Here is a 25844-nt window from a genome sequence, read left to right on the forward strand (position 1 = left end):
CACGGCGTGATCGGAACGTGCGCGTACCCGGGAATTTGCCCCGGGTACGCACACGACGAACCAGTTCTTTGTTGTCGCATCGGGCCGAAAACCGGAATCCACTTTTCGGTCCGATGCCGACGCGACGCCATCAGCGCTTGTATTCCGGCAGCACCTGATAGCCGGTGTGCAGGAGATCGTGGGCCTTGTGGCTGCCGATGTCGCCGAGGAAGTCGGCGTAGAGCTCCTTGATGTAGGGATTGTGGTGCGAGCAGCGCCACAGGCCCGCCTGGTCTTCCTGATACAGCCCGGCCGCCCGCTTGGTCCTGAGCTCGTTGGTGGCGCCGTAGGGCTGGCCGCCGCCGCCGACGCAGCCGCCGGCGCAGGCCATCACCTCGATGAAGTGATAGGGCAGCTCCTCGCCGGCCTCGCGGGCGGTCCGCACCTTTTCGAGCACCTGCTCGACGTTGGCGAGACCGTGCGCCACGGCGACGCGGATCTCCTTGCCGGCGACGGTGAGCTTGCCTTCCTTGACGCCCTTGAGGCCGCGGGTCATCTCGAAGTCGACGCGCGGCGCGTCCTCGCCGGTGACGTAGTAGTGCGCCGTGCGCAGCGCCGCTTCCATGACGCCGCCGGTGGCGCCGAAGATGGTGCCGGCGCCGGTATAGGCGCCGAGCATATGGTCCGGCTGCTCCTCGGGGATGCCGACGAAATCGATGCCGGACTGCTTGATCATGCGGGCGAACTCACGCGTGGTCAGCGACACGTCGACGTCCTGATAGCCCGACGAGCTCATCTCCTTGGAGCGGATGATCTCGGACTTCTTGGCCGTGCAGGGCATGACCGACACGACGAAGATCCTGGCCGGATCGATGCCCATCTTCTCGGCGTAATAGGTCTTGGACAGGACGCCGACCATCTCGTGCGGCGACTTGCAGCTCGAGAAATGGTCGATCATGTCGCCATGGAACTTCTCCATGAAGTCGACCCAGCCCGGACAGCAGCTGGTGATCAGCGGCAGCGCGCCCGTTCCTTCGAGCAGCCGGCTCTTGAACTCGGCCGCTTCCTCGATGATCGTCAGGTCGGCACCGAAATTGGTGTCGAACACCGCCTTGAAGCCCATCCGGCGCAGCGAGGCGTAGATCTTGCCGGTCAGGTTGGCGCCCATCGGGAAGCCGAAGGCCTCGCCGACGGCGACGCGGACGGCCGGCGCGATCTGCACCACGCAATAGGCATCGGGATCCTGCAGCCTGTTCCAGACGTCGACGGTCTCGTCATACTCGACGATGGCGCCGGTCGGGCAATGGGCCGAGCACTGGCCGCAGCGCACGCAGGGCGAATCGGCCAGAGGAATGTCGCCGGCCGCCGCGATGCGCGTCTTGAAGCCGCGGTTGAGGAAACTCAGCGCCCAGACGTTCTGGTGCTGCTGGCAGACGGTGATGCAGCGGCCGCACAGCACGCATTTGCGCGGATCGAGCACGATGCTGCGGGTGGAGGTGTCGAGCGGCAGGTCGGGGACGACGCTCGGCAGCTCGGAGCCGGTCATGCCGAAGTCGGCGGCGAGCGCCTGCAATTCGCAGTTCTGGTTGCGGAGGCAGGTCAGGCATTCGTTGGGGTGCCGCGACAGCGTCAGTTCCAGGACGCCGCGCCGCACTTCGACGATTTCCGGCGTTTCCGTCAGGATGTCCATGCCGTCGTCGATGGGCGTGCAGCACGAGCGCAGCATCTTGCCGGTGTTGTTCACCTTGACGATGCAGATGCCGCAGGCGCCGGTCGCCTCGAGATCCGGATGCTTGCAGAGCGTCGGAATCTTCACGTGAGCCTTGCGCGCCGCGTCCAGGATGGTGGTTCCCGGAGCAACCTCCACGGGCACGCCGTTAATCGTTGCGTTGATCATGTCTGTCATTTCGACCACTTCTCGATCTCGGGAAATCAGGCTTCGGCAGCCACGGGCTTCTTCAGGCGCTCGGTGAACTCCGAGCTGAAATGCTTCAGCGCCGACAGCACCGGGTTGGGAGCCGTCTGTCCGAGCGCGCACAGCGAGCCCTTCTGCATGGCCTGGGCGATCATCCTGATGTTGGCGATGTCCTCTTCGGTGCCGTCGCCGGCCACGATCTTGTCGAGAAGATGCAGCATCTGCGTGCCGCCGATGCGGCAGGGCGCGCACTTGCCGCAGGATTCGTCGACGCAGAAGTCGAGATAGAAGCGGGCGAGCTCGACGACGCTGTCGTGGTCGTCGATGACGATGAGGCCGCCGGACCCCATCATCGAGCCGAGCTGCTGCAGGTGCTCGTAGGAGATCGGCGTGTCGAACTGGCTTTCCGGGATCATGCCGCCCGACGGACCGCCGGTCTGCACGCCCTTCACCTTGCGGTCCGTGCCGGTGCCGCCGCCGATCGTCTCGACGATCTCGCGGATGGTGATGCCCATGGGAACCTCGACGAGGCCGTTGTGGGCGATCTTGCCGGTCAGCGCGAACACCTTGGTGCCCTTGGACTTTTCGGTGCCCTTGGCGGCGAACCACTCGGCGCCCTTCAGCAGGATGCGCGGCACGTTGGCCAGCGTCTCGACGTTGTTGACGCAGCTCGGCTTGTCCCACAGGCCCTTGACCGAGGGGAACGGCGGACGCGGACGCGGCGTGCCGCGCTTGCCCTCCACCGAGGCGATCAGGGCGGTTTCCTCGCCGCAGACGAAGGCGCCGGCGCCGAGGCGGACGTCGAAGTCGAAGCTCCAGCCGGAGTTCAGGATGTTGCGGCCGACGAGGCCGGCCTGGCGCGCCTGGCGGATGGCCTTCTCGATGCGGTCGACGGCCAGCGGATATTCGGCGCGGATGTAGAACACGCCGTTGGTGGCGTTCATGGCGCGCGCGGCGATCATCATGCCCTCGAGCACCGCATGCGGGTCGCCTTCGAGCACCGAGCGGTCCATGAAGGCGCCGGGATCGCCCTCGTCGCCGTTGCAGATGACGTATTTGACGTCGGACTGCATGCGGCGGGCGAAATCCCACTTGAGGCCCGTCGGGTAGCCGGCGCCGCCGCGGCCGCGCAGGCCGGAGGCCAGCACTTCCTGGCAGATTTCCTCGGCCGACATGCTCAGCGCCTTCCTGAGGCCCTGATAGCCGCCGTGCACCAGGTAGTCGGCGAGCTTCTCCGGATCGGCGTGGCCGTTGTTGGAGAGCACGACGCGCTCCTGCATGGCGAAGAAGGCGGCGTGCAGGTCGACGACGTGGGCGCCGAGCGCGCCGACCGGGTCGTCGAGCTTTTCGCCGCCGGCGATCGGCGCGATCACCTCGTCGACGAGACGCGTCGCGAGGTCGGGGGTCATCTCGCTGAACAGGATGTCCTCGTGCGCCTTGGAGGTCATGCGCACCAGCGGCCCCTTGCTGCACAGGCCCATGCAGCCCGTGCCGCCGACCTGAACCTTGCCCTCCAGCCCCTTCGCCGCGAGATCGGCCTTGAGGCGCGCGACGATGTCCGCCGCGCCGGACGACTGGCAGCCCGTGCTCGAGCAGCAGACCAGGCGCACTTCCATCGCTTGCTGTTTGGCAAGCTCGGCGGCAGCTTTCACTTCAAGCTCTTCCGGCTTCATAACAGTCCTACTTCATGTCTGGAATTGTTCGGATTTCGGCGGCCTATTCGGCGTCGGCGGCCTCGGCGGCAACGTGCATCGGCTGGTCGTGCCCGACCTGCTCGAGCAGCCCGTGGGCGTTGGTGACGTCCTGCTTGCCGTAGACCTTGCCGTTGACCGAGGCGAGCGGCGCGAGACCGCAACAGCCGAGGCAGCGCACCCCCTGGAGGTGGTATTCGCCGTCCGGCGTGCTTTCGCCTTCCTTGATGCCGAGCTCGTCCTCGATGCCGTGCAGCAGCTTCGGCGAGCCCTTGATATGGCAGGCCGTGCCGGTGCACACCGAGATGATGTATTTTCCGGGACTTTCCAGCTTGAAGTAATTGTAGAAGGTCAGCACCTCGTAGATGTTGGCCAGCGGAACCCCCATCTCGCGCCCGAGCTTCATGGCGGATTCGCGCGGCACATAGCCGAGCCGCCCCTGAAGTTCGTGCAGCGCCATGATGAGGCTGCCCCGCTTCCTCTTCCATTTTTGCGCCAGGACGATGATTTCGTCCTCCGGAGCCTCTTCGACTTCGGATTCGATGTCCTCCACCACGCTGTCTTCACTCATCTTTTTTGTCCGTGCAGCCTTTGTTGTTATTTCAATCGATTTAATTGCCAGGCGAACAGTTCTGCCTATCCAAGTCCGTCAGTTAATGAGGAATCCCTCCAACCAACCCGCCGTCCGGTCGGCCCCGAATATTTAGATGTTTATTGTCATGTTTTCGGAGTCCACCAGGCGTTACGGTCCGTGCGTCCGCCCAACACTTCGATAGGCTTTCACATCATCGCGCCGTCATCAAGAAGTAGAGTTCCATATACGGCAATATAAACATGCAAATCGAAACGTTACGATGGATCAATCATTCCGTTTTTCGCCTGTAGACCGGTCTTGGGACGGCTTTCAGCCGCCCGCTTCCGTCCGGCCGACATGGCGGGACGGGGTCCCCCAGCCGGGATGTTGCGCCACCTTCGGCGCTGTCAGCGGTCGCACGCGCCAAGGCTCGCCGCGTATTTCCGGTCGACGTCCTCGATGGCTTTCACATTCCCTCCCGATGGCCCGTTCGGATCAAACTTTCCGGTGAGGTCGAGGAAGGTCTCGGCGATCAGCTTGGCGTGCTCGACGCCGACGACGCGGGCGCCCATGGTGATGATCTGGGCGTCGTTGGAAAGCGCGGCCCGCTGGGCGGAATAGACGTCGTGCGTCAGGGCGGCCCGAATGCCGCGCACCTTGTTGGCGCTGATGCAGACGCCGATGCCGGTTCCGCAGATGAGGATGGCCCGGTCGTAGGTGCCGTCCAGCACGCCCGTCGCGACGCGGTCGGCAAGATTGGCGTAGAAGGGGTCAGCGACATTGCCGGTACGCGACACTTCGAACACGTCGAAGCGCGTCTTGAGATGCTCGGCCAGCACATGGGCCAGCCCTTCCCCGGCACTGTCACCGGCCACCGCCACCTTGATCATGCTTTCCTCTCCGCGTGTTGGCACCCGTCTGCGCCGGTCGGGCCTTATGGCCTCTGCCGCGTGGATGTGAACTCACCCGGCGCGTCTCCCGGCGGGGACGATCAGAGTCTCATCATTCTGTGCGTCTCGGGGCTTTCTGGGCGGAACATAACACCGTAACAGGCAAAATCAACCTATTTGTGTTGGTTTGATAACTTATGTTGATATTTTTGTGCCTTTGCGCTAGGAACTGTCTCAAACAGGAGAGGCATCATGTCGACCACGTCTCAATGGATCATGGAAAAGGCCACGCGTGCCCCGATCGATTTCCAGCTCGCCAATTGCATCCGGGCGCTCGCCATCGACGCCGTCGAAGCGGCCAATTCCGGGCATCCCGGCGCGCCGCTCGGCATGGCGGACGCCGCCACGGTGCTGTTCGCACGCCATTTGAAGTTCGACGCCGCCCATCCCGACTGGCCCGACCGCGACCGGTTCGTGCTGTCCAACGGCCATGCCTCGGCGCTGCTTTACGCGATGCTCTATCTCACCGGCTATGAGGATATGACCATCGATCATATCAAGGCCTTCCGCCAATGGGGATCCAGGGCGGCCGGCCATCCGGAATACGGCCATGCCAGGGGCATCGAGACCACCACCGGCCCGCTCGGCCAGGGCATCGCCGGGGCGGTCGGCATGGCATTGGCGGAACGGCGCCTGGCCGACGAATTCGGCGCCGACCTCGTCGATCACCACATCTTCGCGCTGTGCGGCGACGGCTGCCTCGAGGAAGGCATCAGCCAGGAGGCCGCCTCGCTGGCCGGCCATCTCGGCCTCGGCAAGCTGATCGTCCTTTACGACGACAACGGCATCACCATCGACGGCTCCACGACGATCAGCTTCTCCGAAGACGTTCCCGCCCGCTTCCGCGCCTGCGGCTGGCACGTCCAGGCCTGCGACGGGCACAACGTGGCTGCCCTCGACCAGGCGATCGCCGCCGCCAAGGCCGCCACCACCCGTCCGTCGCTGATCGCCATGCGCACGGTGATCGGCTTCGGCTCGCCCAACAAGGCGGGCAAGGAATCCTCGCACGGCGCGCCGCTCGGCGCCGTCGAGGCGGCCGCCACCAAGGCGGCGCTCGGCTGGACCGCCGCCCCGTTCGAGATTCCCGGCGAGCTGCTCGCCCGCTGGCGCGAGATCGGCGGCCGCGGCATGACGGCGCGCAAGGCCTGGCAGGAGCGCCTGGCGGCCCGGCCGGCCGATGTTCGGGCGGAGTTCGAGCGGCGGATGGGCGGCGCGCTGCCCGCCGGTTATCCGGACGCCGTCGAGGCGCTCAAGCGCGACCTGTTCGCCAAGCCGCAGAAGGTGGCGACGCGCCGCGCCAGCCAGATCGCCCTCGAGGCGATCACCGCCGCGGTGCCGGAAATGATCGGCGGCTCGGCCGATCTCACCGGCTCCAACCTCACCCGCGTCAAGGCGGTGGACAGCCAGTTCACCCGCTCGCAGTCCGGCCGCTATGTCGGCTACGGCGTGCGCGAGTTCGCCATGGGCGCCGTCATGAACGGCATGGCCGCCCACGGCGGCCTCATTCCCTATGGCGGCACCTTCCTGGTGTTCTCCGATTATGCGCGCGGCGCCATCCGCCTGTCGGCGCTGATGCGCGTCGGCACCATCTACGTGATGACCCACGATTCGATCGGCCTCGGCGAGGATGGCCCCACGCACCAGCCGGTGGAACATCTGGCCTCGCTGCGCGCCCTGCCGCGCCTCCTGGTATTCCGGCCGGCCGACGTGGTCGAGACGCTCGAATGCTGGGACGTCGCCGTGCGCAACCGCCATCGGCCGTCGCTGCTCGCCCTGTCGCGGCAGGCGGTGCCGCAACTGCGCGGCGGCGAAGGAGAAGACCCCGCCGGGAATCGCGCCGGCCTCGGCGCCTATGTCATCCGCAGCTTCGGCGGCGACAAGCGGGACGTGACGCTGCTCGCCACCGGCACCGAGGTGTCGCTGGCGGTCGAGGCGGCGGAAGCGCTGGCAAAGGACGGCCTGGCGGTGGCCGTGGTGTCGATGCCGTGCTGGGAGCTGTTCGAGGAGCAGCCGAAGGCCTATCGGCAGCAGGTGCTCGGCGCGGCGCCGCGCCTTGCCGTGGAGGCCGCCGGCAAGTTCGGCTGGACGCGCTACGTCGAGAGCGAGGACGACGTCGTCGGCCTCGACGACTTCGGGGCGTCGGCGCCGGCCGAGCGGCTCTACGCCGAGTTCGGCATCACCCGCGAGGCCATCGTCGCCAAGGCGAAGGCCCTGGCGGGGCGCGCCTGACGGCGGTCCTCGATAGCGGAGGTTAGCCGGCGTAGGTTTTGGGTCCTCGACCGCTCCGGCGCCTCCGATCAACGGGCGGCCTCCTCCCGCCCGATCGGAGCCGTGCCGGAAGCTCTCCCGATCCGGCACGGCCTCCGGCTTTCCTTGCGGGCCGGCCGCAAGGCGCCGGAACGCCGTACCTCCCGCAGAAATGCCGCAAACGCCGCGTATCGACCTTGTCGACGATGACAAGGGCCATACGATGAATCTGCATGCGCGCAACATCGAGCCGGACCTCGGCCCGCTGCTCGACCTGACCGACGACCTGCCGGATCAGGATGCCTCGGGATACGGCAAGACCGAACCTCGCCTCGAGGCCGACGACCGGAAAAAGCCCGGCCTGGCGTTCGGCCCGATGGACCGGATCGGCCCGGAGAGCCCCTTGCCCGCCGATAAACCCTCGCGGCGGGACAGCGTTGCGGCAGCGCCATCCGGCTCCGCCCTGCTGACGGCATGGGGCGGCTTCTGGCGCGCCGTCGTCATCGGCATCGTCTCGGGCACGGTGGGCGGCGTGGTCGGCGCCTTCACCCTGGTCTGGCTCACCGGCGCGGGATGGAGCGTCTTTGCCAAGCTGCTCGTCGACGCGATCGGCCATCTCTGACGCTCAGCCAAGCAGCATCAGGCCGACGCCGCCCGCCGCCGACAGAACGACGACGAGCCATGGCGGCGCCTTTCCCACCGTGAGCGCCACGAAACCGGCGAGCGCCAGGGCGAAGTCGCGCGGACCGGCGACCGCGCTGGTGAAGACCGGGGAATAGAGGGCGGCGCCCAGCACACCGACGACGGCGGCATTTGCGCCCCGCATCAAGGATCGGGCGGCGGCCCCGCTACGGAACCGGTCCCAGAACGGCAGAACGCCGACGAGCACCAGAAAGCCCGGAAGAAAGATCGCCAGCAGGGCAAGTCCGGCGCCGGTGACGCCGTTCGGCCCGGGCGCCAGTATCGCCCCGAGATAGGCGGCGAAGGTGAAAAGCGGTCCCGGCACGGCCTGGGCCGCGCCGTAGCCGGCGAGAAAAGCGTCGTGCGTCACCCAGCCGCCTTGCACCACTTCGGCATCGAGCAGCGGCAGCACGACATGGCCGCCGCCAAAGACGAGCGCTCCCGCCCGATAAAAGCGATCGACGACGGCGAGCGCCGGCGACTGTCCGGCCAAAAGCGGCAACAAGACCAGCAGAGCGAAAAAGACGACGAGGACGCCGACGGCCATCCATCGGGAGACCGGAACGGCGACGTGACCGCCGGTCGGCCTGGCCTCCCCTCGGCCGAGGGCCAGCCCGGCCATTGCGCCCAAGGCAATCGCCGCCAACATGCCGAGGCCGCCCGGCGCAAAGGCCAGCAGGATAACGGCGGCAACGGCGATCGCCGCGCGCTCACGGTCGGGGCACAGGTTTCCTGCCATGCCCCAGACCGCCTGCGCCACGATGGCGACGGCGACGATCTTCAGGCCATGCAGGGCGCCGGTTCCAACCGGCCCGCCGATCGCCGGCGCGGCCAGCGCGAAAGCCAGCAGGATCAGCGCCGACGGCAGGGTGAACGCCAGGAAGGCGGCGAAGGCGCCCAGCCAGCCGGCCCGCATCATGCCCAGGGCGAAACCGACCTGGCTGGAGGTCGGCCCCGGCAGGAACTGGCAGAGCGCCACGAGATCGACATAGGCATGGTCGTCCAGCCAGCGCCGGCGAACCACCAGTTCCTCGCGGAAATAGCCCAGATGGGCGATGGGACCGCCGAAGGAGGTCAGGCCCAGCTTGAGGAAGGCGGCAAACACCTCGACGGCATTTCCGCGCATCCCTTGTTCGCCGGAGCCAACACCCTGATTTGCCATCGGCCGCCACCCCGCGCTGCCCATTCCCGCAGAGTGTCATGGTGGCGGCGTATGACAAGCCGGTGACAAAAGGCATTGCAGGCGATATCGGCGGCGCCCACAGCCGACGACAGTATGGTCCGATGCCCGGACCTTAGGGCGCCGGGGCGGGTGGCTCGGCCGACGCCGTGTCGACCCTGGCGATGACCGACATGCCCGGCCGCAGCCGCTCGGCCAGCGGCTGCCCTTCCAGCAGGCGGATGCGGACGGGGATGCGCTGCACCACCTTGGTGAAGTTGCCGCTGGCGTTGTCGGCCTTGAGCACGCTGAATTCCGAGCCGGCGGCGGGGGCCAGCTCCTCGACGGTGCCGCGCAGGGCGGCGCCGTCGAGACCGTCGACCTCGATGGTCGCCGGCTGTCCCACCCGCATACGGGCGGTCTGCGTTTCCTTGTAGTTGGCGACGATCCAGCGGGCCGGCGGCACCAGGAACATCAACTGGGTGCCGGCCGTGACGTATTGCCCCATCCTGACCGAGCTTTCGCTGATCTGGCCGTCGGTCGGCGCGGTGATCACCGTGTTGCCGAGATTGATGCGCGCCAGATCGACGGCCGCCTCGGCGGCGCGCACCTGCGCCGCCAGTCCCGAGCGCGACACGTCGGCGGCCCGCACCTGGGCGTCGGCCAGGCTGACGTTGGCCTCGGCGGCCGCGACGCCCGCCTGGGCGACCTTGAGGTTGGCCACGGCGCCATCGAGGTCGGTCTCGGCCCGGATGCCTTTCTGGGTCAGGGAACTGACGCGCTCGTAGGTGGCCTTCACCTGGGCGAGCTGGGCCGTCGCCTGATCGAGGGCGGCCTTGCGGACGGCGACGGTGGCGACGGTCTGCGCCATCGTCTGGTCAACGTTGGCGAGCGAGGCCCTGGCGATATCGAGCTGCGCTTCGGCCTGCTCCAGTTGCTGGCGGTAGATGCGGTCGTCGACCTTGACCAGCGGCTCCCCGGCCTTGACGAACTGGAAGTCGCGCACCGGCACCTCCGTCACGTAGCCGCTGACCTGGGAGGACAGCGTCGTCACCTGGCCGCGCACGTAGCTGTTTTCCGTCACCTCGACGGTGCCGGCGAACGGCCAGAGGTGCCAGGCCCACAGGACGGCCGCCGCGCCGGCGAGCGCCACCAGCAGCATGGCGACGACGGTGACGGTGCCGGCCGTGGCCACCTTGGGCGGCGGCGCGGGCCGCTGTGGAGGCGCCGCGTCGGTGGTTTCGGTGTCCATGCTGCGGCGGGCGTGGGCGGCGACCGTGGTGGTCGATTCCGGCGAGGGCGGACGGACGGTCTGGTTCATTGCGGATGGGTCCTGAGTTTGCGTGACCGCCTGTAACGGGCGACGGACAGGCGGCGGCGGGTCAGCCGGCCGGCCCTTTCGACGCCGCCCGTCAGCACGCGGAAGATGTCGCTGGCGAAGGTCCAGAACAGGAAGCCGAAGGCGATCAGGCTATTGAGCAGCGAGGCGTCGTTGTAGGCGCGGACGTTGGCCTCGCGCGTGGCGACCTGGGCGAGCAGCGCCCGCGCCTGGATGTCGCGCCGCGCCGGATCGACGATCGTCTTGGCGTAAGCGCCCTGGTAGAGCTTGATCCGTTGCGTCACCTGGGGATCGGCCGGATCGAGCCCGGCGGTGATGACCGCCGAATACTCGTGCTCGCGGTAGAGCTGATAGGTGCCGAGCACCGCCGGCCCGGCAAGGCCGCCGATGCCCTGCGACAGGCTGAACAGCACCGAGAAGGTGACGATGTGATCGGTGCCGCGCGCCAGCGCCTTGGTAATTCCCATCAGCAACAGCGGCCCCATGAACATGCCGGTGGCGAGCGAGATCATCAACTGGCTGAGGTAGACGTCATGCGGCCGGGTGAGATTGGTGGCGCTGTGCTCGAGGTAGCTGCCGGCGATCACCAGGGCGATCGACACGCCGAGGATCGCCAGTATCCGCTTGGGGCCGAACATCAGCGCCGAGATCACCGCGCCGGCGATGGTGGCGGCGAAGATGACGGCATAGAGCGGCTGCAACTGGTCCGGTCCCATGCCGAGCGTCCGGAGCAGGCCCGGCGCCGTATAGCTCTGCTCGGACAGCAGGAAGCGCATGCCGATCGCCCCCATGCCGAAGCGGAAGGCGTCGCTGGTGCCGAGCCAGCGCGTCATCACCAGGGGGTGGGCCCGGTGGTGCTCGATCAGCACGGCCACCGTCGCCATCGCCATGGCGGCAATCACCGCGTAGGCCATCCACGGATTGTCCTCCCACCACTCGTAGCGCATCTGGGCGAACACGGCGCCGATGAGGGCGATGGCCGGCGCCAGCAGGGCGAAGGCGAGAAAGTCGAGCGGCTCGAAGACCCGGATGCGGATGCCCTGCGGCAATTTGACGATGACGATCGCCGCGAGGCTGAGGAGCGCCATGCCGAGCTCGAGCCGGTAGATCTCCCGGAAATCGCCGGTGCTGGCCAGCCACGGCGACAGCACCCAGGCGAGCGGCGTCATCGCCTGCATCAGCCCCAGGGCGAGGCAGAGGGCGCGGCCGAGATGCTTCAGCGGAAAGGCCTGCATCAGATAGAACATGCCGAGCGCGCTCATCGGCGCGGCGGCGAAGCCGGCGACGGCGCGCAGCAGCAGCGCCGTCGGATAATCGGCGATGACGAGGTGCAGGACGCAGATGACGACGTAGGCGGCGATGCCGGCCTCGGCGAAGTGGCGGATGCCGAACCTCTGCCGGCACTTGAAGAGCACCAGGTTGGCCGAGGCGTTGAACATGACGTAGACGGCCGACAGCCACGCCGCCTCCGACTGGGTCAGGCCGAGATGCCCCTGGATGTTCTGCAGGTTGGCGGCGACCAGGCCGGTGCCGAGGCCGCTGGTCGGAATGACCAGCAGCCCGACCAGGCCATAGGCGAGGCGGCGCCCGGGAGAGTGCTTGACGAAGGCGGGCGAGCCGGGAATGCGGGGGCGTTCCTCGGGGTCCCAGTCGGGCAGCGGATCGAGCGGCTGCTGGGTCATGCCGGCACCGCGGGGCCGACGGCCGTACGCGGCCGCAGGCCTTCGACCATCAGCTCGAAGATGCGCAGGCTGAGCCTGGCCTGCTCGTCGGCCGAGCGGCCGCGCAAGGCCGAGCCGAGCATGCTGACCAGCAGCGTGACGTCCTCGACCTGGATGTCGGAACGGCAGGTGCCGGCCTCGACGGCGCGAAAGATCAGCGGCGAGAATATCTGATGGAAGCGCTCGCGCACCCGCCGGACCTCCGGCGCATGTCGGTCGAGCACGCGCCAGTAGTCGACCAGCGACGAGCGGGAATGGATACGCTCGGCATGGAAGCGCAGCAGCACGAAGAAGGCGTCGTCGCGGTCGCCGAGCTCGACCGCCTTGGCGGCGGTTTCCTCGAGACCCCGTTCGAGGAGAGCGACGATCAGGTGGTGGCGGTCCGGGAAGTGGCGGTAAAGCGTCGCCCGCCCGACGCCCGCCTGCCGGCAGACGAGATCGAGCGGCACGGTGATGCCGTGGTTGGCGAAGACGAGATCGGCGGCCTCGAGGATAACCGAACGGTTTTCCTCGGCGTCTCTTCTGAGTTTTGACATGGCTTCCAAATCGGACAAAAACGTCCGTTTGTCAACGTGCCGAAGGCTCACCAAGGCGAGAACGGTGATGACAATCGGGTGATACGAGGTAGTGGAGCGTTTGCGGCTACGCGCTTCTGCCGACTCTCAAGTCTGGGCCGTAACATAAACGGACAAAAACGTTCGATTTTGTCTCATATCCGCCGGTCCGATGCGGTCCGGCACATTTTTCCGTGTTCGCCGACGGATCGGCGCGTTGCGGCCGTTCAACGGGGAGGCCGGTCTTACAAAGGGCGCAACCCGAAGCGATAATCAGAACGATGGCAATAAATACCCTAGCGAGAAGCGGGAGCATTGAACAACGATGATCCGGACGAGGCGCTGCTCGAGCGCGTGGCCAGCGGCGACAAGGGCGCCGTCCGGGAGATGGTCGCGCGCAAGCTTCCGCGCGTGCTCGGCCTCGCCAATCGTCTGCTCGGAGATCGCGGCGATGCCGAAGACGTGGCCCAGGAGGTGTTCCTGCGCGTCTGGCGTCGGGCCGGCGCATGGCGCCCCGGCGAGGCCTTGTTCGACACCTGGCTGCACCGGGTGGCGGTCAACCTCTGCCTGGACTGTCTGCGCAAGCGGCGCGACACCTATGTCGCCCAGCCGCCGGACCGTCCCGATCCGGGGCCGGGCCCCGACGCCGGGATTGCCATGAGGGAAGAGCGGGATGCGATCAAGGCGGCGATCGATGCGCTGCCGGATCGCCAGAGGGAGGCGATCGTGCTGCAGTATTACCAGGACCTCGGCAACGTCGAAGCGGCCGCCGTCATGGGGATCAGCGTCGAGGCGCTCGAAAGCCTGCTGGCGCGGGCCCGCCGCAACCTGCGGACCAGCCTGACCGGAGGCCAGCCATGACGCCCGAGAGATTCCGTGAGATCGTCGAGGCCTATGGCGCCGCGCCGCGGCGCTGGCCGGAGACGGAACGCGCGGCGGCCGAGGCCTTCGCGCGCGGCAACGCCGAGGCGCGGCACATGCTTGCCCGGGAAGCCGACCTCGACCGCCGGCTCGGCGCCTATCGGATCGCCCCGCCCGGCAGCGCGCTGACGGGAGCCGTCGTCGCCGCCGCTCCGTCCCGCCGGTCGTCGTGGACTTCGGTCCTCCAGGGCCTCGGCATCGTCGGCGCCGGCCTCGCCGGAGCGGTCGCCGGCGCCTTCCTGATGGCGATCTACGCCCCCTCGGTGCCAAACCTCATCGACGACGACGACCGGCCGATCCTCACCAGCTTCGACGCCGGGGATTTCGATCTGGGTGAAATCCAATGAGCGGACACACCATGAAAATCGCCCTGGCCTTGTCGCTGGCCCTCAATGTCTTCATTCTGGGCGCGGCGGTCGGCGCGTGGATCTGGCGGCTGGCCCCAATGCCCGCCGCCCAGCCGGCCGACCAGGGACTTGCATCGGCGGCGCAGGCCATGGCGCCGGACCAGCGCCAGGCCTTCCGCCAGGCGTTGGCCAAGGCCAGGAGCGACGCGCAGCCCGATTCACAGGCGGCGCGCGACGCACGCGACAAGCTCGCCCGCCTGCTGAAGGAGGCGGATCTCGACCGCGACGCCATCGATGCGACGCTCGAAACGACCCGGGCCGCCGACATCAGGGTGCGCGCCCGCGTCGAAGCGGCGGTGATGGATTTCGCCGAAGGCCTGGATTCCCAAAGCCGCGCCCTGCTCATCGACGGGCTTTCCTCGCGCGGACAGATCCTGCCGCACAGCGCAAAAAAATAGATCCCGTCCGACGGATCGCCGATTTTTCCCCGTTCAACGGCCATCGTTAACAGGCAGGAGGTTTGCGTGAGCACTCCCTCTCGTGGCGAGCGCGCCTTTATCGCGCTGAACCGCTTCGGCCTCGGCGCCCACCTGGGCGACGAGAGCCCCGACAATCCGAAAGGTTGGTTGCTCGGGCAATTCCAGGCCTATGAGCCCAAGCCGGCGGCGATGAGCGACCTGCCGTCGTCGGCCGACATATTCACCACCTATCGCGAAGACAGCGCCGACATCCGCGACCTGCCGGAGGCGGAGCGCCGGCAGGCGCGACAGGAGCTGCGCCAGCGCGGCCAGAAGCTCTACGAGGCGGAGGTCGAAGCCCGGATGCGCGCGGCGCTGGCGAGCCAGACGCCGTTCGTCGAGCGGCTCGTGCATTTCTGGGCCAACCATTTCGCCATCTCGGGCGACGAGCCGCTGGTGACGGCGCTCGCCGGCTCGTTCGAGCGCGAGGCGATCCGGCCGCATGTGCTCGGCCGTTTCGAGGACATGCTGCTGGCCGTCGAGACGCATCCGGCCATGCTGCTCTACCTCAACCAGGACCGCTCCATCGGCCCCAACAGTGTCCGCGCCAGACGCGCCGCCGAACAGGACGCATCGCGCAAGCCCGGCATCAACGAGAACCTGGCCCGCGAAATCCTGGAGCTTCATACGCTCGGGGTGCGGACGGGATACAGCCAGCAGGACGTGACCCAGTTCGCTTTCGCGATGACCGGGTGGACCATCGCCGGGCAAGGCGGAAACGACGAGACCGGGGCCGGCACGTTCGCGTTCAAGCCGCAGTTTCACGAGCCCGGTCCGCGCACCATCCTCGGCAAGACCTACGACCAGCAGGGGATGGACCAGGCGGAGGCCGTGTTGCGCGACGTCGCCCGCAGCGAGGCGACGGCAAGCCATCTGGCAACCAAGCTCGCCCGTCACTTCGTGGCGGATTCTCCGCCGTCCTCCCTGGTGCAGCGGCTGCAATCGGCCTTTGTCAAATCGCAAGGCGACCTGCCGACGGTCTATCGGGCGCTCGTCGATGCCCCCGAGGCGTGGGAGGAGGAAGCCAGCAAGTTCAAGACGCCGTGGGAATGGAGCGTTTCGGCGCTGCGGGCGCTCGACGCCTCCCCGGAGATGACGGCGACCGCCGCCCAGATGGCGAGGCAGCTCGGCCAGCCGGTGTGGCGGCCGCAGTCGCCGGCCGGCTATGACGACATCGCCGCCAGTTGGGCGGCCCCCGACGCGCTGATCCGGCGCGTCGAGGTGGCGCAAAGGCTGGCCCGCAAGGCCGACCCGACACTCGACGCGCGGGCGGCCGCCGGCGCGCTGATCGGCCCGGCGCTGTCGAAGACGACGGCGACCGAGATCGCCCGGGCGGAATCGCCTGCCACGGCAGTGGCGCTTCTGCTCGTTTCGCCGGAATTCCAGAGGAGATAGGGCCATGATGGACCGCCGAAACTTTCTGCGCGGAGCCGCGCTCGGCGCGGGCGCGCTGATGATCTCGCCGCGCATGGTGTTCGCCCACGTCGAGACGGACCGCCGCTTCGTCTTCGTGATCCAGCGCGGCGCCGCCGACGGGCTCGATACCGTCATTCCCTACGGCGATCCGGCGCTGGCCGGCCTGCGCGGCTCGCTGGCGATCGATCCGGCCGACATGCACAAGCTCGACGGCATGTTCGCGCTGCATCCGTCGCTCGAGCGGCTGGCCGGCTTCTACAAGCAAAAGCAGTCGCTGTTCGTGCAGGCCGTTGCCTCGCCCTATCGCGAGCGCTCGCATTTCGACGGGCAGAACGTGCTGGAAAGCGGCGGATCGAGCCCCTACCAGTTGCGCGACGGCTGGCTGAACCGGCTGTCGACGCTGTTGCCGAAAACCCGCGACGAGGCGATCGCCCTCGCCCCGACCATTCCGCTTGCCCTGCGCGGGGCGGCGCCGGTCAATTCCTATGCGCCGTCGAACCTGCCGGAAGCGCCCGACGATCTCCTGACGCGGGTCAGCGCGCTCTACGACGCCGATCCCGAATTGCATACGCTCTGGAACCGGGCGATGGAAAACCGTGGGCTCGCCGAGGCGGTGGGCGCGCGGCAGGACTCCGCCACGGTCGGCAAGACGGCGGCGATGTTTCTCGGCCGCGAGAACGGGCCGCGCATCGCCATGATCGAGACCGCCGGCTGGGACACCCACGACGCCCAGAAGCAGCGTCTCACCAATCAGTTGCGCGGGCTCGACCAGTTGATCGGGGCGCTGCGCGACGGCCTCGGCGACGTGTGGAGCAACACCACCGTGCTGGTGGCGACGGAGTTCGGCCGCACGGCGGCGGTCAACGGCACCGACGGAACCGATCACGGCACCGCCTCGGCCGCCATGCTGGCCGGCGGCGCGATCGACGGCGGGCGGGTGATCGCCGACTGGCCGGGCCTGTCGTCGCGGCAGCTCTACGAGAACCGGGACCTCGCCCCGACGCTCGACCTCGATGCGTTGATCGCCGTCGTCGCGGCGGAAAGCCTCGGGCTGGATCCGGAAAAGACCATGCGCACGCTGTTCCCCGGGCGCCCGTTCAACCGGAAGCTAACCGGCCTGGCGAGCGCCTGAACGTTATGTCGCGGCCAACCCGGCCATCGCTTCCAGCGTGGCGTCGCACAGCACCTGCGCGCCGGCGATCGCCTGATGCGGCTCGACATATTCCGCCTCGTTGTGGCTGAGGCCGCCGCGGCAGGGCACGAAGATCATCGCCGCCGGACCGAGGCGGGCCATGAACAGCGCATCGTGGAAGGCGCCGGAGAACAGGCGCCGGCTGGGAAAGCCGCGCCGCTTCGCCGCGCCCTCGACGATGCCGACCAGCCGCGCGTCGAAGCGGGCCGGCGCCACATCCATGCTGCGCCGCACCGAGGCGCGGCAGCCGCCGTCCGCGGCCACCTCGCCGGCCAGAGCGACGATCTCGGCCTCCAGCCGGTCGATCTCGGCGCCGCTCGGATGGCGCAGGTCGATGGAGAAGGTCACTTCGCCGGGAATGACGTTGACGGCGCCCGGCGCCAGCGTCAGGCGGCCGACGGTAAGGCGCGCATCGACGTCGGCCGGCATCACCGTCGCCTGCAACCGGGCGATGACGGCGGCGGCCACCGCCATGGCGTCGCGGCGATCGGCGAGCGGCGTCGTGCCGGCATGCGCCACCTGCCCCTCGATCACCACCTCCAGCCAGCGCGTGCCCTGGATGCCCTCGACGACGCCGATCAGCGCGCCCTCGCGTTCGAGCAGCGGCCCCTGCTCGATGTGCAGCTCGAAATAGCCGGCCACCGGGCGGCCGAGCGGCCGTTCGGCCGCCTGCGGCAAGGCCGCCAGCGTCGCCGCCAGTTCGTCGGGGAGGCGGGCGCCGTCGTTGTCCAGCGTGTCCTGCCAGCCTCGCGGGAAGGCCCCGGCGGCATAGACCTGTGAGCCGAAGGCGCCGGGCGCAAAGCGGCTGCCCTCCTCGTTGGTCCAGGCCACCAGCTCGACGGGACCGGCCGTGACGACGCCGTGGTCCTCCAGCGTTTCCAGCACTTCGAGCGCGGCGAGCGTGCCGAGCGCGCCGTCGAAACGGCCGCCGGTCGGCTGGCTGTCGAGGTGGCTGCCGATCAACAAGGGAGGCCGGCCGTCGTCGGCGCCGGCCCGCCGCAGGAACAGGTTGGCGGCGGCGTCCTGGAACGGCGAAAAACCGCGCGCCGCGCCGAGGCCGGCCAGCAAGGCCCGCGCCGCCCGGTCCTCGGGGCCGAGCGCCGGCCGGTTGACGCCGCCGGCCGGCGTGGCGCCGATCGCCGCGAAGGCATCGAGCCGGGCGAGCAGGCGGCGGCCGTCGATGACGGGACCGCCGGTCATGGGCGCAGCCCGGCCATGAAGGTCCTGACGCGGTCTGGATCGACCATGTTCCACCAGACGCCGTCGTATTTCAGGGCGCTGGCGACGATGACGCCGTCGACGATGCCGAGGATGTCGCGGGCATTGTCGGGGGTGACGCCGCTGCCGACCAGCGTCGGCAGGTGCGAGGCCTCCTTGATCATCCGGATATAGCCGAGATCGGCGGCGTGGCCGGTGCGCTGGCCGGTGGCGATCACCGCGTCGGCGTCGAAGAAGGCGAGATCGCGCACCAGCTCCTCGACCGGCCGGTCGGCGACGATGGCATGCGCGCCATGCTTGACGTGGGCGTCGGCGAAGATGCGGACGCCGTTCGCCCGGAGGCGGGCGCGGTAGCGCAGGGCGCGCGCCGCCTCGCCCTCGACGAAGCCCTCGTTGGCGACATAGGCGTTGGCCCACTGGTTGACGCGAACGAAGCCGGCGCCGGAGGCGCTGGCCACGGCGAGCGCCGGGATGGCGGCGTTGGCCAGCACGTTGATACCGATCGGCCGGCCGAGCTCGCGGCGGATGCGGTCGGCGACCACCGCCATGTGGGCGGCCGTCTCGGGGCCGATGTCGTCGGGCTTGGAGAACGGCACGTCGCCGTGGTTCTCGACGATGACGCCGTCGCAGCCGCCGTCGAGATAGGCGCGGGCGTCGGCGAGGCCGCGCCGATAGATCTCTTCGACGGGCTCGCCGTCGTGGCGCGGCGCGCCGGGCAGCGGCGCCAGGTGGACGACGCCGATCACCACCTTGGTCCGGCCGAACAGATGCTGCAGGGCGTCGCCGGCCGTCTGGCCGACCGGTTTTGCGGCTTCGGTCATGAAAGATCCCTCGATGTGCCGTTGATCAGGCCGGCGATTTCCGGACGGCTCGGACAGGCGGCGAGCGTTCCGCGCCGGGTGACGGCGACGGCCGCCGCCCGAACGCCGATCGCCACGGCGTCGAAAAGCGGCAGGCCACGGGCGAGGCAGCCGGACAGCACGCCGGCGAAGACGTCGCCGGCGCCGCTGGTGTCGACGGCAACGACCCGTGGCGCCGGCAGCAACCTCGGCTCGCCCCGCTCAAGAAGGAGCGCGCCTTCGGCGCCGAGCGTGACGACCACGCTCGCGGCGCCGTCGCGCGACAGGCGGTGCGCCGCCTCGGCCGGATCGGTGCAACCGGCCAGCGCCTCGGCCTCGACGGCATTGACGATCACGACGTCGGCCGTCGGTAGCGCGGTGGAGCCAAGCGGACTGGGGTTGAGGAGGGTGACGGCGCCCCGGTCCTTCGCTCTCTTGAGGCAGGCCCCGGTGACGTCGGCGCGAAGGTTGCCCTGCATCAGCAGGTAGTCGCCCCGCCCCGGCCGGACCGGAAACCCGGCCGGATCGAAAGCCATGGCCGACGCGGCGGCGGTGACGACGATATTCTCGCCCGTCCGGTCGACCAGGATGGTCGAGCGGTCGGTCGGCGTGTCGAGCACGGCGAGGCCGTCGAGCGGCAGTTCCCCGGCGAGCGCCGCCCGGACGAAACCTGCGTCGGCATCGGCGCCCAGCGCGGCGCGAAACACCACCTCGGCGCCGCTGCGCGCCGCCGCCACCGCCTGGTTGGCGCCCTTGCCGCCGACGCCGCGCGCCGACGCGACGGCATTGACCGTCTCGCCGGGCCGCGGCAGCCGGTCGACATAGAAGGTGTCGTCGACGCAGACGTTGCCGACCACGTGGAGCGCCATGGCTCAGTCCCGCCCGGTCGCCCAGGCCAGCATCTGCTCGAACAGCGTCTTGTAGCCCTTCCAAGCGACGAAATCGGGCGACAGCCAGTGCGGGCCGACGTCGGAGGTCCAGGCGACCGTGCGGCCCTTGCCGTAGGTTCCGGTGACCAGCAGCGGCAGCGCGCCATATTCGGACGATACGGTGGCCAGCACCTCGGCGCCCGGCTTGACCTCGACCTCGTTGAAGCCGAGCAGCACCGGCCATTCGCCGCCGAGGCCCCTGAGTATCGGATGATCGGCCTTGCCGGTGATCTCGGCGGTGAAGCCTTCCGGCACCTCGACGCGGTCGTCGTAGGGCAGGCAGGCGACCGGCAGCACCTCCTCGACGGCGGTCTTGCGGTAGCGGGCGCCGCCGTTGATGCCCTGGAACGAGTAGTAGCCGCCGAACATCAAGAGGCCGCCGCCGTTCCGGACGTAATCGCGGATCAGCTTCAGCCGGTTGGGCGTCGTCTGCGACTTGATCCAGGTGTCGGGGTGCAGCAGCAGCGTGTTGGCGCCGATGTCGGACAGCACCACCGCGTCGTAGGCCGTCAGCGCCTCCATGGTCTGCGGAAAGTCGCGCTGCGCCTCGTGCGAGGGCATGAAGGCGACGTCGAACGGCCCGCCCTTCAGCGCCGTCAGGAGTTCGTCGGCGCCGGTGTGGTAGGTGACGGTGGCGAACTGGTCGAAGCCCTTGATGTGGGTGGCCGTCGAAACCCAGGATTCGCCGGCCAGCAGGATCTTCTTGGTCATTTTTGCTTTCCTCGGCAGTATGTCCGGGGCGCTCCGTCAGGCGGAGAACACCGATTTCGGATTGTCGATGAGCATGCGGTCGATCACCGCGGCGTCGAGGCCGTGGCGCTTGAGGCGCGGCACGAAGTGGCGCAGCACGTGGGCGTAGCCGAAGCCGCCGTAGCGGGTCAGCATCATCTTGAGAAACACGTCCTGCGACATCAGCACGCGATCGGCGTAGCCCTTGTCGACGAGGCTCAGAATGCCGCGGGCGTTGTCCTCGTCGGACGGCGACTGGGCATCCTGGTCGGCGTAGTAATAGTCCATGCCGATCATGTCGTATTCGATGAAGGCGCCGCGGGCGGCGAGCGAGGTCTGATAGGCCGTGTCGTCCCAGCTCGGGTTCATGTGGCAGAGCACGGTATGGCGGAGGTCGGCGCCCTCCCCTTCCACGACGTCGAGAACCGCGTGGGCGAGCCGTTCCCAGCCCGGCAGGTGGATGGTCAGGGGCACGCCGGTGCGCGCCGACGCCCGCGCCGCGCCCGTGAGCGAGCGCCGCTCGGCCTCGGTGAAATCCTTGGAAACGCCGATCTCGCCGATGATGCCGGCCATCACCGGCGGCTGCGTCTCGCCGCCGCCGACGTCGTCGACGATGAACCGGGCGATGGCCTCGGCGTCCATCGCCTTCAGCCAGTCGGGATGGCTGAATTCGAGATAGAAGCCGGTGCCCATGACGATCCGGAGGCCGGACAGGCGGGCGATGCGGGCGAGCGCCGCGGGGTCGCGGCCGATGCCGATGGTGGTGGCGTCGATCACCGTGTTGCCGCCGAAGCGCTTGTAGCGTTCGAGCTCGCGCAGGGCGAGGTCGGCGTCGTCGAGCGACACGTTGTCGCGGTTGAGATAGGGGTTCATCCTGAGTTCGCCGATGATCTCGATGTTCACCGGCTGCTCGGACACGCGGCGCCCCTCGTCGTCGATGTCGCAGGGGCAGCGCCACGCCTTGGCGCCGTCGAGCAGGATGTGCTCGTGCATCAGCGTGACGCCCATCTCGTCGACCGGTACCGGGCCGGTCACCGTCATCACCGTGCCGGAGCGGATGCCGATCGGCGACCGTTCGGCCGGCTTGCCCGCGAACAGATGCTCCATGATCAGCGGCTCCTGGATCCGCCCTTGAACAGGCGGAAGTTCAGCCAGATGGCGACGAGGATGATCAGGCCGGTGACGATCGGCGTCAGGAACGGCGACAGATGGGCGAGGATCAGGCCATTGGCGATCACCGCCACGGTCAGCGCGCCCAGGATGGTGCCGACCACCGAGCCACGGCCGCCGAACAGCGACGTGCCGCCCAGCACCACGGCGGCGATGACGTCGAGCTCGAAGCCCTGGCCGGAATTGGACGAGCCGGAACCGAGCCGCGAGGCAAGGATGATGCCGGCGAGCGCCGCCGCCGTGCCGGTCAGCACGTAGACCATCAGCGTCACCAGGCGGGTGTTGACGCCGGCCCGCCGCACCGCCTCGGCGTTGGCGCCGACGCCGGTGACGTAGCGGCCGAAAGCCGTCTCGTTGAAGACGAGATAGGCGACGGCCAGCACGACGACGGCAATGAGGGCCGGCACCGGCACGCCGATGAACCAGGCGCGGCCGATGAAGTTGAAGCCGCTGGCCGGATCGACCGGGATCGAGTAGCCGCCGGTGATCAAAAGCGCGATGCCGCGGATCACCGACAGGCCGGCCAGCGTGACGATGAAGGCGGGGATGCCCTCATAGGCGATGAAGAAGCCCTGCGCCGCGCCGACGACGGCGCCGAGGCAGAGAAGACCCAGCACCACCAGCGGCCAGGGCACGCCCCATTGCAGCAGCACCGCCGACAGCGTGGCGGTCAGCGCCAGCACCGAGCCGACGGAGAGGTCGATGCCGCCGGTGGTGATGACGAAGGTCATGGCCGAGGCGACGATGAGGAGCGGCGCCGACTGGCGCACGATGTTGAGAAGGTTGGGCGTGGTCAGGAAGGCGTCGGTCGCCAGCGAGAAGACGATGCAGACCACGGCGAAGAACAGGGCGATGGAGACGACGCCGCCCCGGGCGACGGCCTTTTCGTGCCAGCTCGCCCTGACGAGGCGCGAGGGCACCTGCTGCTTGATGGCGCCGTCGCTCATGCCGTAACTCCCGCGCTGTCGGTCGCCCCGGCCGATCGGGCGGTGAACTTGCGCCCGACGATCAGGTTGACCACCTCCTCGATGCTGGTTTCGGAAACGTGCCGCTCGGCGACGTTGCGGCCCTCGTACATCACCTGGATGCGGTCGCAGACCAGGAACAGGTCCTGCAAACGGTGGGTGATCAGGATCACCGATACGCCGCGGGCGCTGACGGCGCGGATCAGGTCGAGCACGGCTTCCACCTCGGCGACGGCCAGCGCCGCCGTCGGCTCGTCCATGATCAGCACGCGCGGGTCGAAGGAGGCGGCGCGGCCGATGGCGATCGACTGCCGCTGGCCGCCGGAGAGGTTCTCGACCTTGAGGCGGGTGTCGGCGATGACGATGCCGAGCCGGTCGAGCATGGCGCGCGCCTCGGCATGCATGCGCGCCTCGTCGAGGAACGACAGGCCGGCGAGCCGGCGGCGCGGTTCGCGGCCGAGGAACAGGTTGCCGGCGACGTCCACCGTGTCGCAGAGCGACAGGTCCTGGTAGACCATCTCGACGCGAGCGGCGCGGGCGTCGGCCGGCGAGGCGAAGCTGACGACCTCGCCGTCGATCTCGATGCTGCCGGCGTCGGGAATGATGGCGCCGGACAGCACCTTGCTGAGCGTCGACTTGCCGGCGCCGTTGTCGCCGACCAGGCCGAGCACTTCGCCGGGCTTCAGCGTCAGCGACACGTCGTCGAGCACCTGGATGGGATGGTAGCGCTTGGAGATGCCGGTCATCCGGACGCGATAGGGCGAATTTTCCGTCATGCTGAAATCCACCGGGGAATGGCCGGCGACGGCGCACTCCGTTGAGCATGGCATCCCGCCGGCCGGCCGATAGGGGCGGCCGGCGGGAGACAACGATGAACCGGGACGCCGCGAGTGATCCCGGCGCCCCGACCGTTCACGGTTTCAGATCACTGGAACATCGCCTTGAAGTCGGCCACGTTGTCCTTGGTGACGATGGTCACGGGCACGTTGATGATCGGCTCGACGCTGCCGCCCTTCTTCAGCGTCGTCAGCGCCTCGACGGCGGCCTTGCCCTCGCCGGCCGGATCCTGCTGGACGACGGCGACGACCCAGCCTTCCTCGATGCCCTGTACGGCCTGCTTGGTCAGGTCCCAGCCGAACACCTTGACGCTGTCGGTGTGGCCCTGGGCGGTGACGGCGGACACCGCGCCGATCAGCGCCGGCTCGCCGGTGGCATAGAGCGTCGACATCGAGGGATTGGCGGTCATCAGGTTCTCGGCGGCCGACAGCGCCACGTCCTGGACGTTCTGGCCGTCGACGGTGTCGAGGAAGGTGACGTCGGCGCCGCTCGCCTGAACGGCCGTCTTGAAGCCGTCGAGCCGCTGGTTCTGGATGAACGAGTTGAGCGCGCCGACGATGCCCACCGTCGCCTTGCCGCCCATCTCGGCCTTGACGTAGTCGGCGTAGAATTTGCCGATGTCCTCGCCGGCCTTGGTGTTGTCGACGCCGACGAAGGCGACGTTGTCGCCGTCGGGAATCTGGGCGTCGATGGCGATCACCGGAATGCCGGCCGCCTTGGCGGCGGTGATGGCCGGCTTGACGCCGTTGACGTCGATGGCGACGAGGATGATGCCGTCGACCTTCTGGGTGATGTAGTTTTCGATGGCGTCGTTCTGGGCGGCCGGAACGTTGTTGGCGTTGAAGATGACGAGGTCGACGCCGGCTGCCTTGGCGGCGGCGGTGGCGCCGTCGTTGATCTGGTTGAAGAACAGCGCCTGCTGATTGATATTGACGAGCGCGAAGGTTTCGGCGGAAGCCGGCGACAGACTGGCGGCAAGGGCGGACGCGATGGCGCAGCCCGCGAGAATCCTGGAAAGACGCATTTCGGAATCCCCTTTGGTTTATTTGCCCCTTTGGGGCTTGTTGGCGTCGGATGACACGACGCGATGATTCAAGATCGTTGATTTTATGTCAAGTAACTTGAATGCCGGTTTCTGCGGCAATTCGGCCAATCGGCAGGCGCCCGCGCGTGGCACTGCCGGTCATGCCGTGCCGCCGAAAGGGAGCCGATTTCAGCCCCGCGGCCGCAGTGCGAAAGCCTCGGCCCGCGTCCTTGCCCGACCTCAAAAAGTCGCCGGCGTATTGACCCAAAAAATGCTGGCCCGGCGGTCGCCGGCATTGCGATAGTGGTGCGGCAGGTCGGAGTTGAAGGCGAAGGCGTCACCCTCCAGCAAATGGAATCGCCGCTCGCCGACGATCAATTCAACCTCGCCGGCGATGACGTAGCCGACTTCCTCGCCGACGTGCTGGATGGGGCCGGCGCTCTCGCCGCCCACTTCGACGTGGTGGATGTTGCACTGGAGAAGATGGCCGGGCGAATAGGGGATGATCCGCTCCAGCGCGATGCCCTTGCCGCGGCGCAACGGATCGAGCGTCAGCACCGGCCGCGTGCCGGCCCGGAAGATCATGCCCTCCTCGCCGTGCGATTCCTCGAAAAACCAGCCGATATTCTTGTCGAGCACCTTGATGATCCGGTGCAGCATGGGCAGCGACGGCGACGCCTTGCCGTTCTCGATCTTCGACAGCAGGCTTTCCGAGCAGTTGGCGGCCTGCGCCAGCGCCTTCAGCGTCATGCCGCGCGTCTGGCGCGCCAGCTTGAGGCGCGTGCCGAGGCCGACCGGCATGCCATGGCGGAGGTCCTCGGATCGGGCACCGGGGGAATCAGCGAGGACCATATCGTCCGTCTTCATCAAAACACTTTCCTGGCCGGCCGCCCTTTCGCTCCGATGGAAAGCTCCGCGGAGCCACTCCG

General features: G+C 68.4%; 24 protein-coding genes. 7 read left to right on the forward strand and 17 right to left on the reverse strand.

The window, feature by feature from the left end:
- Positions 1 to 130: 130 nt before the first annotated feature.
- The 4 genes from CJ014_RS17765 to CJ014_RS17780 all read right to left on the reverse strand — a co-directional run bounded on the left by CJ014_RS17765 (position 131) and on the right by CJ014_RS17780 (position 5046).
- Positions 131 to 1885 carry an NADH-dependent [FeFe] hydrogenase, group A6 gene (locus CJ014_RS17765; RefSeq protein ID WP_207765789.1) on the reverse strand — a complete coding sequence of 585 codons (1755 nt, stop codon included), beginning with the start codon at positions 1883 to 1885 and terminating at the stop codon, positions 131 to 133.
- Between the two features lie 26 nt (positions 1886 to 1911).
- Positions 1912 to 3546 carry a NuoF family protein gene (locus CJ014_RS17770; protein WP_245427427.1) on the reverse strand — a complete coding sequence of 545 codons (1635 nt, stop codon included), beginning with the start codon at positions 3544 to 3546 and terminating at the stop codon, positions 1912 to 1914.
- Between the two features lie 64 nt (positions 3547 to 3610).
- Positions 3611 to 4156 (reverse strand): NADH-quinone oxidoreductase subunit NuoE family protein, encoded by a 546-nt coding sequence (locus CJ014_RS17775; RefSeq protein ID WP_100081836.1) that lies wholly within the window; start codon positions 4154 to 4156, stop codon positions 3611 to 3613.
- A 410-nt stretch (positions 4157 to 4566) separates the two neighbouring features.
- On the reverse strand, positions 4567 to 5046 hold the full coding sequence (locus CJ014_RS17780) for an RpiB/LacA/LacB family sugar-phosphate isomerase (protein WP_100081871.1): 480 nt from the start codon (positions 5044 to 5046) through the stop codon (positions 4567 to 4569).
- 255 nt (positions 5047 to 5301) lie between these two features.
- On the opposite strand from CJ014_RS17780, the gene tkt reads away from it, so the two are divergent.
- Together tkt and CJ014_RS17790 are read left to right on the forward strand one after the other, a co-directional pair.
- A complete protein-coding gene (gene tkt / locus CJ014_RS17785) occupies positions 5302 to 7338 on the forward strand; it encodes a transketolase (RefSeq protein ID WP_100081837.1) in 2037 nt (678 codons plus the stop codon).
- 241 nt (positions 7339 to 7579) lie between these two features.
- Complete coding sequence (locus CJ014_RS17790) at positions 7580 to 7978, forward strand: hypothetical protein (protein WP_165790886.1); 399 nt, start codon at positions 7580 to 7582, stop codon at positions 7976 to 7978.
- A gap of 3 nt (positions 7979 to 7981) precedes the next feature.
- On the opposite strand, the gene chrA is transcribed toward CJ014_RS17790, so the two are convergent.
- The 4 genes from chrA to CJ014_RS17810 form a co-directional block, all read right to left on the reverse strand.
- Complete coding sequence (gene chrA, locus CJ014_RS17795; RefSeq protein ID WP_100081839.1) at positions 7982 to 9163, reverse strand: chromate efflux transporter; 1182 nt, start codon at positions 9161 to 9163, stop codon at positions 7982 to 7984.
- 169 nt (positions 9164 to 9332) lie between these two features.
- Entirely contained in the window at positions 9333 to 10358 is a 1026-nt protein-coding gene (locus CJ014_RS17800) for an HlyD family secretion protein (RefSeq protein WP_207765793.1), read from the reverse strand.
- A 155-nt stretch (positions 10359 to 10513) separates the two neighbouring features.
- The gene (locus CJ014_RS17805) at positions 10514 to 12217 is read right to left on the reverse strand and encodes an MFS transporter (RefSeq protein WP_245427428.1); all 1704 of its coding nucleotides are present in this window, start codon (positions 12215 to 12217) and stop codon (positions 10514 to 10516) included.
- Positions 12214 to 12792 (reverse strand): TetR/AcrR family transcriptional regulator, encoded by a 579-nt coding sequence (locus tag CJ014_RS17810; RefSeq protein WP_100081841.1) that lies wholly within the window; start codon positions 12790 to 12792, stop codon positions 12214 to 12216. Before CJ014_RS17810 ends, CJ014_RS17805 begins: the two co-directional genes overlap by 4 nt.
- Positions 12793 to 13125: 333 nt before the next feature.
- On the opposite strand from CJ014_RS17810, the gene CJ014_RS17815 reads away from it, so the two are divergent.
- The 5 genes from CJ014_RS17815 to CJ014_RS17835 all read left to right on the forward strand — a co-directional run bounded on the left by CJ014_RS17815 (position 13126) and on the right by CJ014_RS17835 (position 17144).
- Positions 13126 to 13671: an RNA polymerase sigma factor gene (locus CJ014_RS17815; protein ID WP_100081842.1), complete on the forward strand. Its 546-nt coding sequence runs from the start codon at positions 13126 to 13128 to the stop codon at positions 13669 to 13671.
- Positions 13668 to 14078, forward strand: a complete 411-nt coding sequence (locus tag CJ014_RS17820) for a hypothetical protein (RefSeq protein WP_207765791.1) — start codon at positions 13668 to 13670, stop codon at positions 14076 to 14078. The genes CJ014_RS17815 and CJ014_RS17820 overlap by 4 nt, the downstream gene beginning before the upstream one ends.
- Positions 14079 to 14089: 11 nt before the next feature.
- Positions 14090 to 14536, forward strand: a complete 447-nt coding sequence (locus CJ014_RS17825; protein WP_165790887.1) for a periplasmic heavy metal sensor — start codon at positions 14090 to 14092, stop codon at positions 14534 to 14536.
- Between the two features lie 66 nt (positions 14537 to 14602).
- On the forward strand, positions 14603 to 15991 hold the full coding sequence (locus CJ014_RS17830; protein ID WP_100081844.1) for a DUF1800 domain-containing protein: 1389 nt from the start codon (positions 14603 to 14605) through the stop codon (positions 15989 to 15991).
- Between the two features lie 4 nt (positions 15992 to 15995).
- Positions 15996 to 17144 (forward strand): DUF1501 domain-containing protein, encoded by a 1149-nt coding sequence (locus CJ014_RS17835; protein ID WP_100081845.1) that lies wholly within the window; start codon positions 15996 to 15998, stop codon positions 17142 to 17144.
- Between the two features lie 3 nt (positions 17145 to 17147).
- On the opposite strand, the gene CJ014_RS17840 is transcribed toward CJ014_RS17835, so the two are convergent.
- From CJ014_RS17840 to CJ014_RS17880, 9 genes are all read right to left on the reverse strand, one after another.
- A complete protein-coding gene (locus CJ014_RS17840) occupies positions 17148 to 18404 on the reverse strand; it encodes a Zn-dependent hydrolase (protein ID WP_100081846.1) in 1257 nt (418 codons plus the stop codon).
- Positions 18401 to 19243 carry a BtpA/SgcQ family protein gene (locus CJ014_RS17845; protein WP_100081847.1) on the reverse strand — a complete coding sequence of 281 codons (843 nt, stop codon included), beginning with the start codon at positions 19241 to 19243 and terminating at the stop codon, positions 18401 to 18403. Before CJ014_RS17845 ends, CJ014_RS17840 begins: the two co-directional genes overlap by 4 nt.
- Positions 19240 to 20130: a ribokinase gene (locus CJ014_RS17850; RefSeq protein WP_100081848.1), complete on the reverse strand. Its 891-nt coding sequence runs from the start codon at positions 20128 to 20130 to the stop codon at positions 19240 to 19242. Before CJ014_RS17850 ends, CJ014_RS17845 begins: the two co-directional genes overlap by 4 nt.
- Positions 20131 to 20133: 3 nt before the next feature.
- Complete coding sequence (locus CJ014_RS17855) at positions 20134 to 20901, reverse strand: glutamine amidotransferase (protein WP_100081849.1); 768 nt, start codon at positions 20899 to 20901, stop codon at positions 20134 to 20136.
- A 36-nt stretch (positions 20902 to 20937) separates the two neighbouring features.
- Entirely contained in the window at positions 20938 to 22026 is a 1089-nt protein-coding gene (locus tag CJ014_RS17860) for a phosphotriesterase family protein (protein ID WP_100081850.1), read from the reverse strand.
- Between the two features lie 2 nt (positions 22027 to 22028).
- On the reverse strand, positions 22029 to 23036 hold the full coding sequence (locus CJ014_RS17865) for an ABC transporter permease (RefSeq protein ID WP_100081851.1): 1008 nt from the start codon (positions 23034 to 23036) through the stop codon (positions 22029 to 22031).
- Positions 23033 to 23830 carry an ATP-binding cassette domain-containing protein gene (locus CJ014_RS17870; RefSeq protein ID WP_100081852.1) on the reverse strand — a complete coding sequence of 266 codons (798 nt, stop codon included), beginning with the start codon at positions 23828 to 23830 and terminating at the stop codon, positions 23033 to 23035. The genes CJ014_RS17865 and CJ014_RS17870 overlap by 4 nt, the downstream gene beginning before the upstream one ends.
- Before the next feature lie 149 nt (positions 23831 to 23979).
- Positions 23980 to 24915 carry an ABC transporter substrate-binding protein gene (locus CJ014_RS17875; RefSeq protein ID WP_100081853.1) on the reverse strand — a complete coding sequence of 312 codons (936 nt, stop codon included), beginning with the start codon at positions 24913 to 24915 and terminating at the stop codon, positions 23980 to 23982.
- Positions 24916 to 25155: 240 nt separating this feature from the next.
- Positions 25156 to 25716, reverse strand: coding sequence for a cupin domain-containing protein (locus tag CJ014_RS17880; RefSeq protein ID WP_245427430.1), 561 nt, complete (start codon positions 25714 to 25716; stop codon positions 25156 to 25158).
- Positions 25717 to 25844 lie beyond the last annotated feature (128 nt).

Origin of the sequence: Pleomorphomonas carboxyditropha, assembly GCF_002770725.1 — a bacterium.
GTDB lineage: Bacteria > Pseudomonadota > Alphaproteobacteria > Rhizobiales > Pleomorphomonadaceae > Pleomorphomonas > Pleomorphomonas carboxyditropha.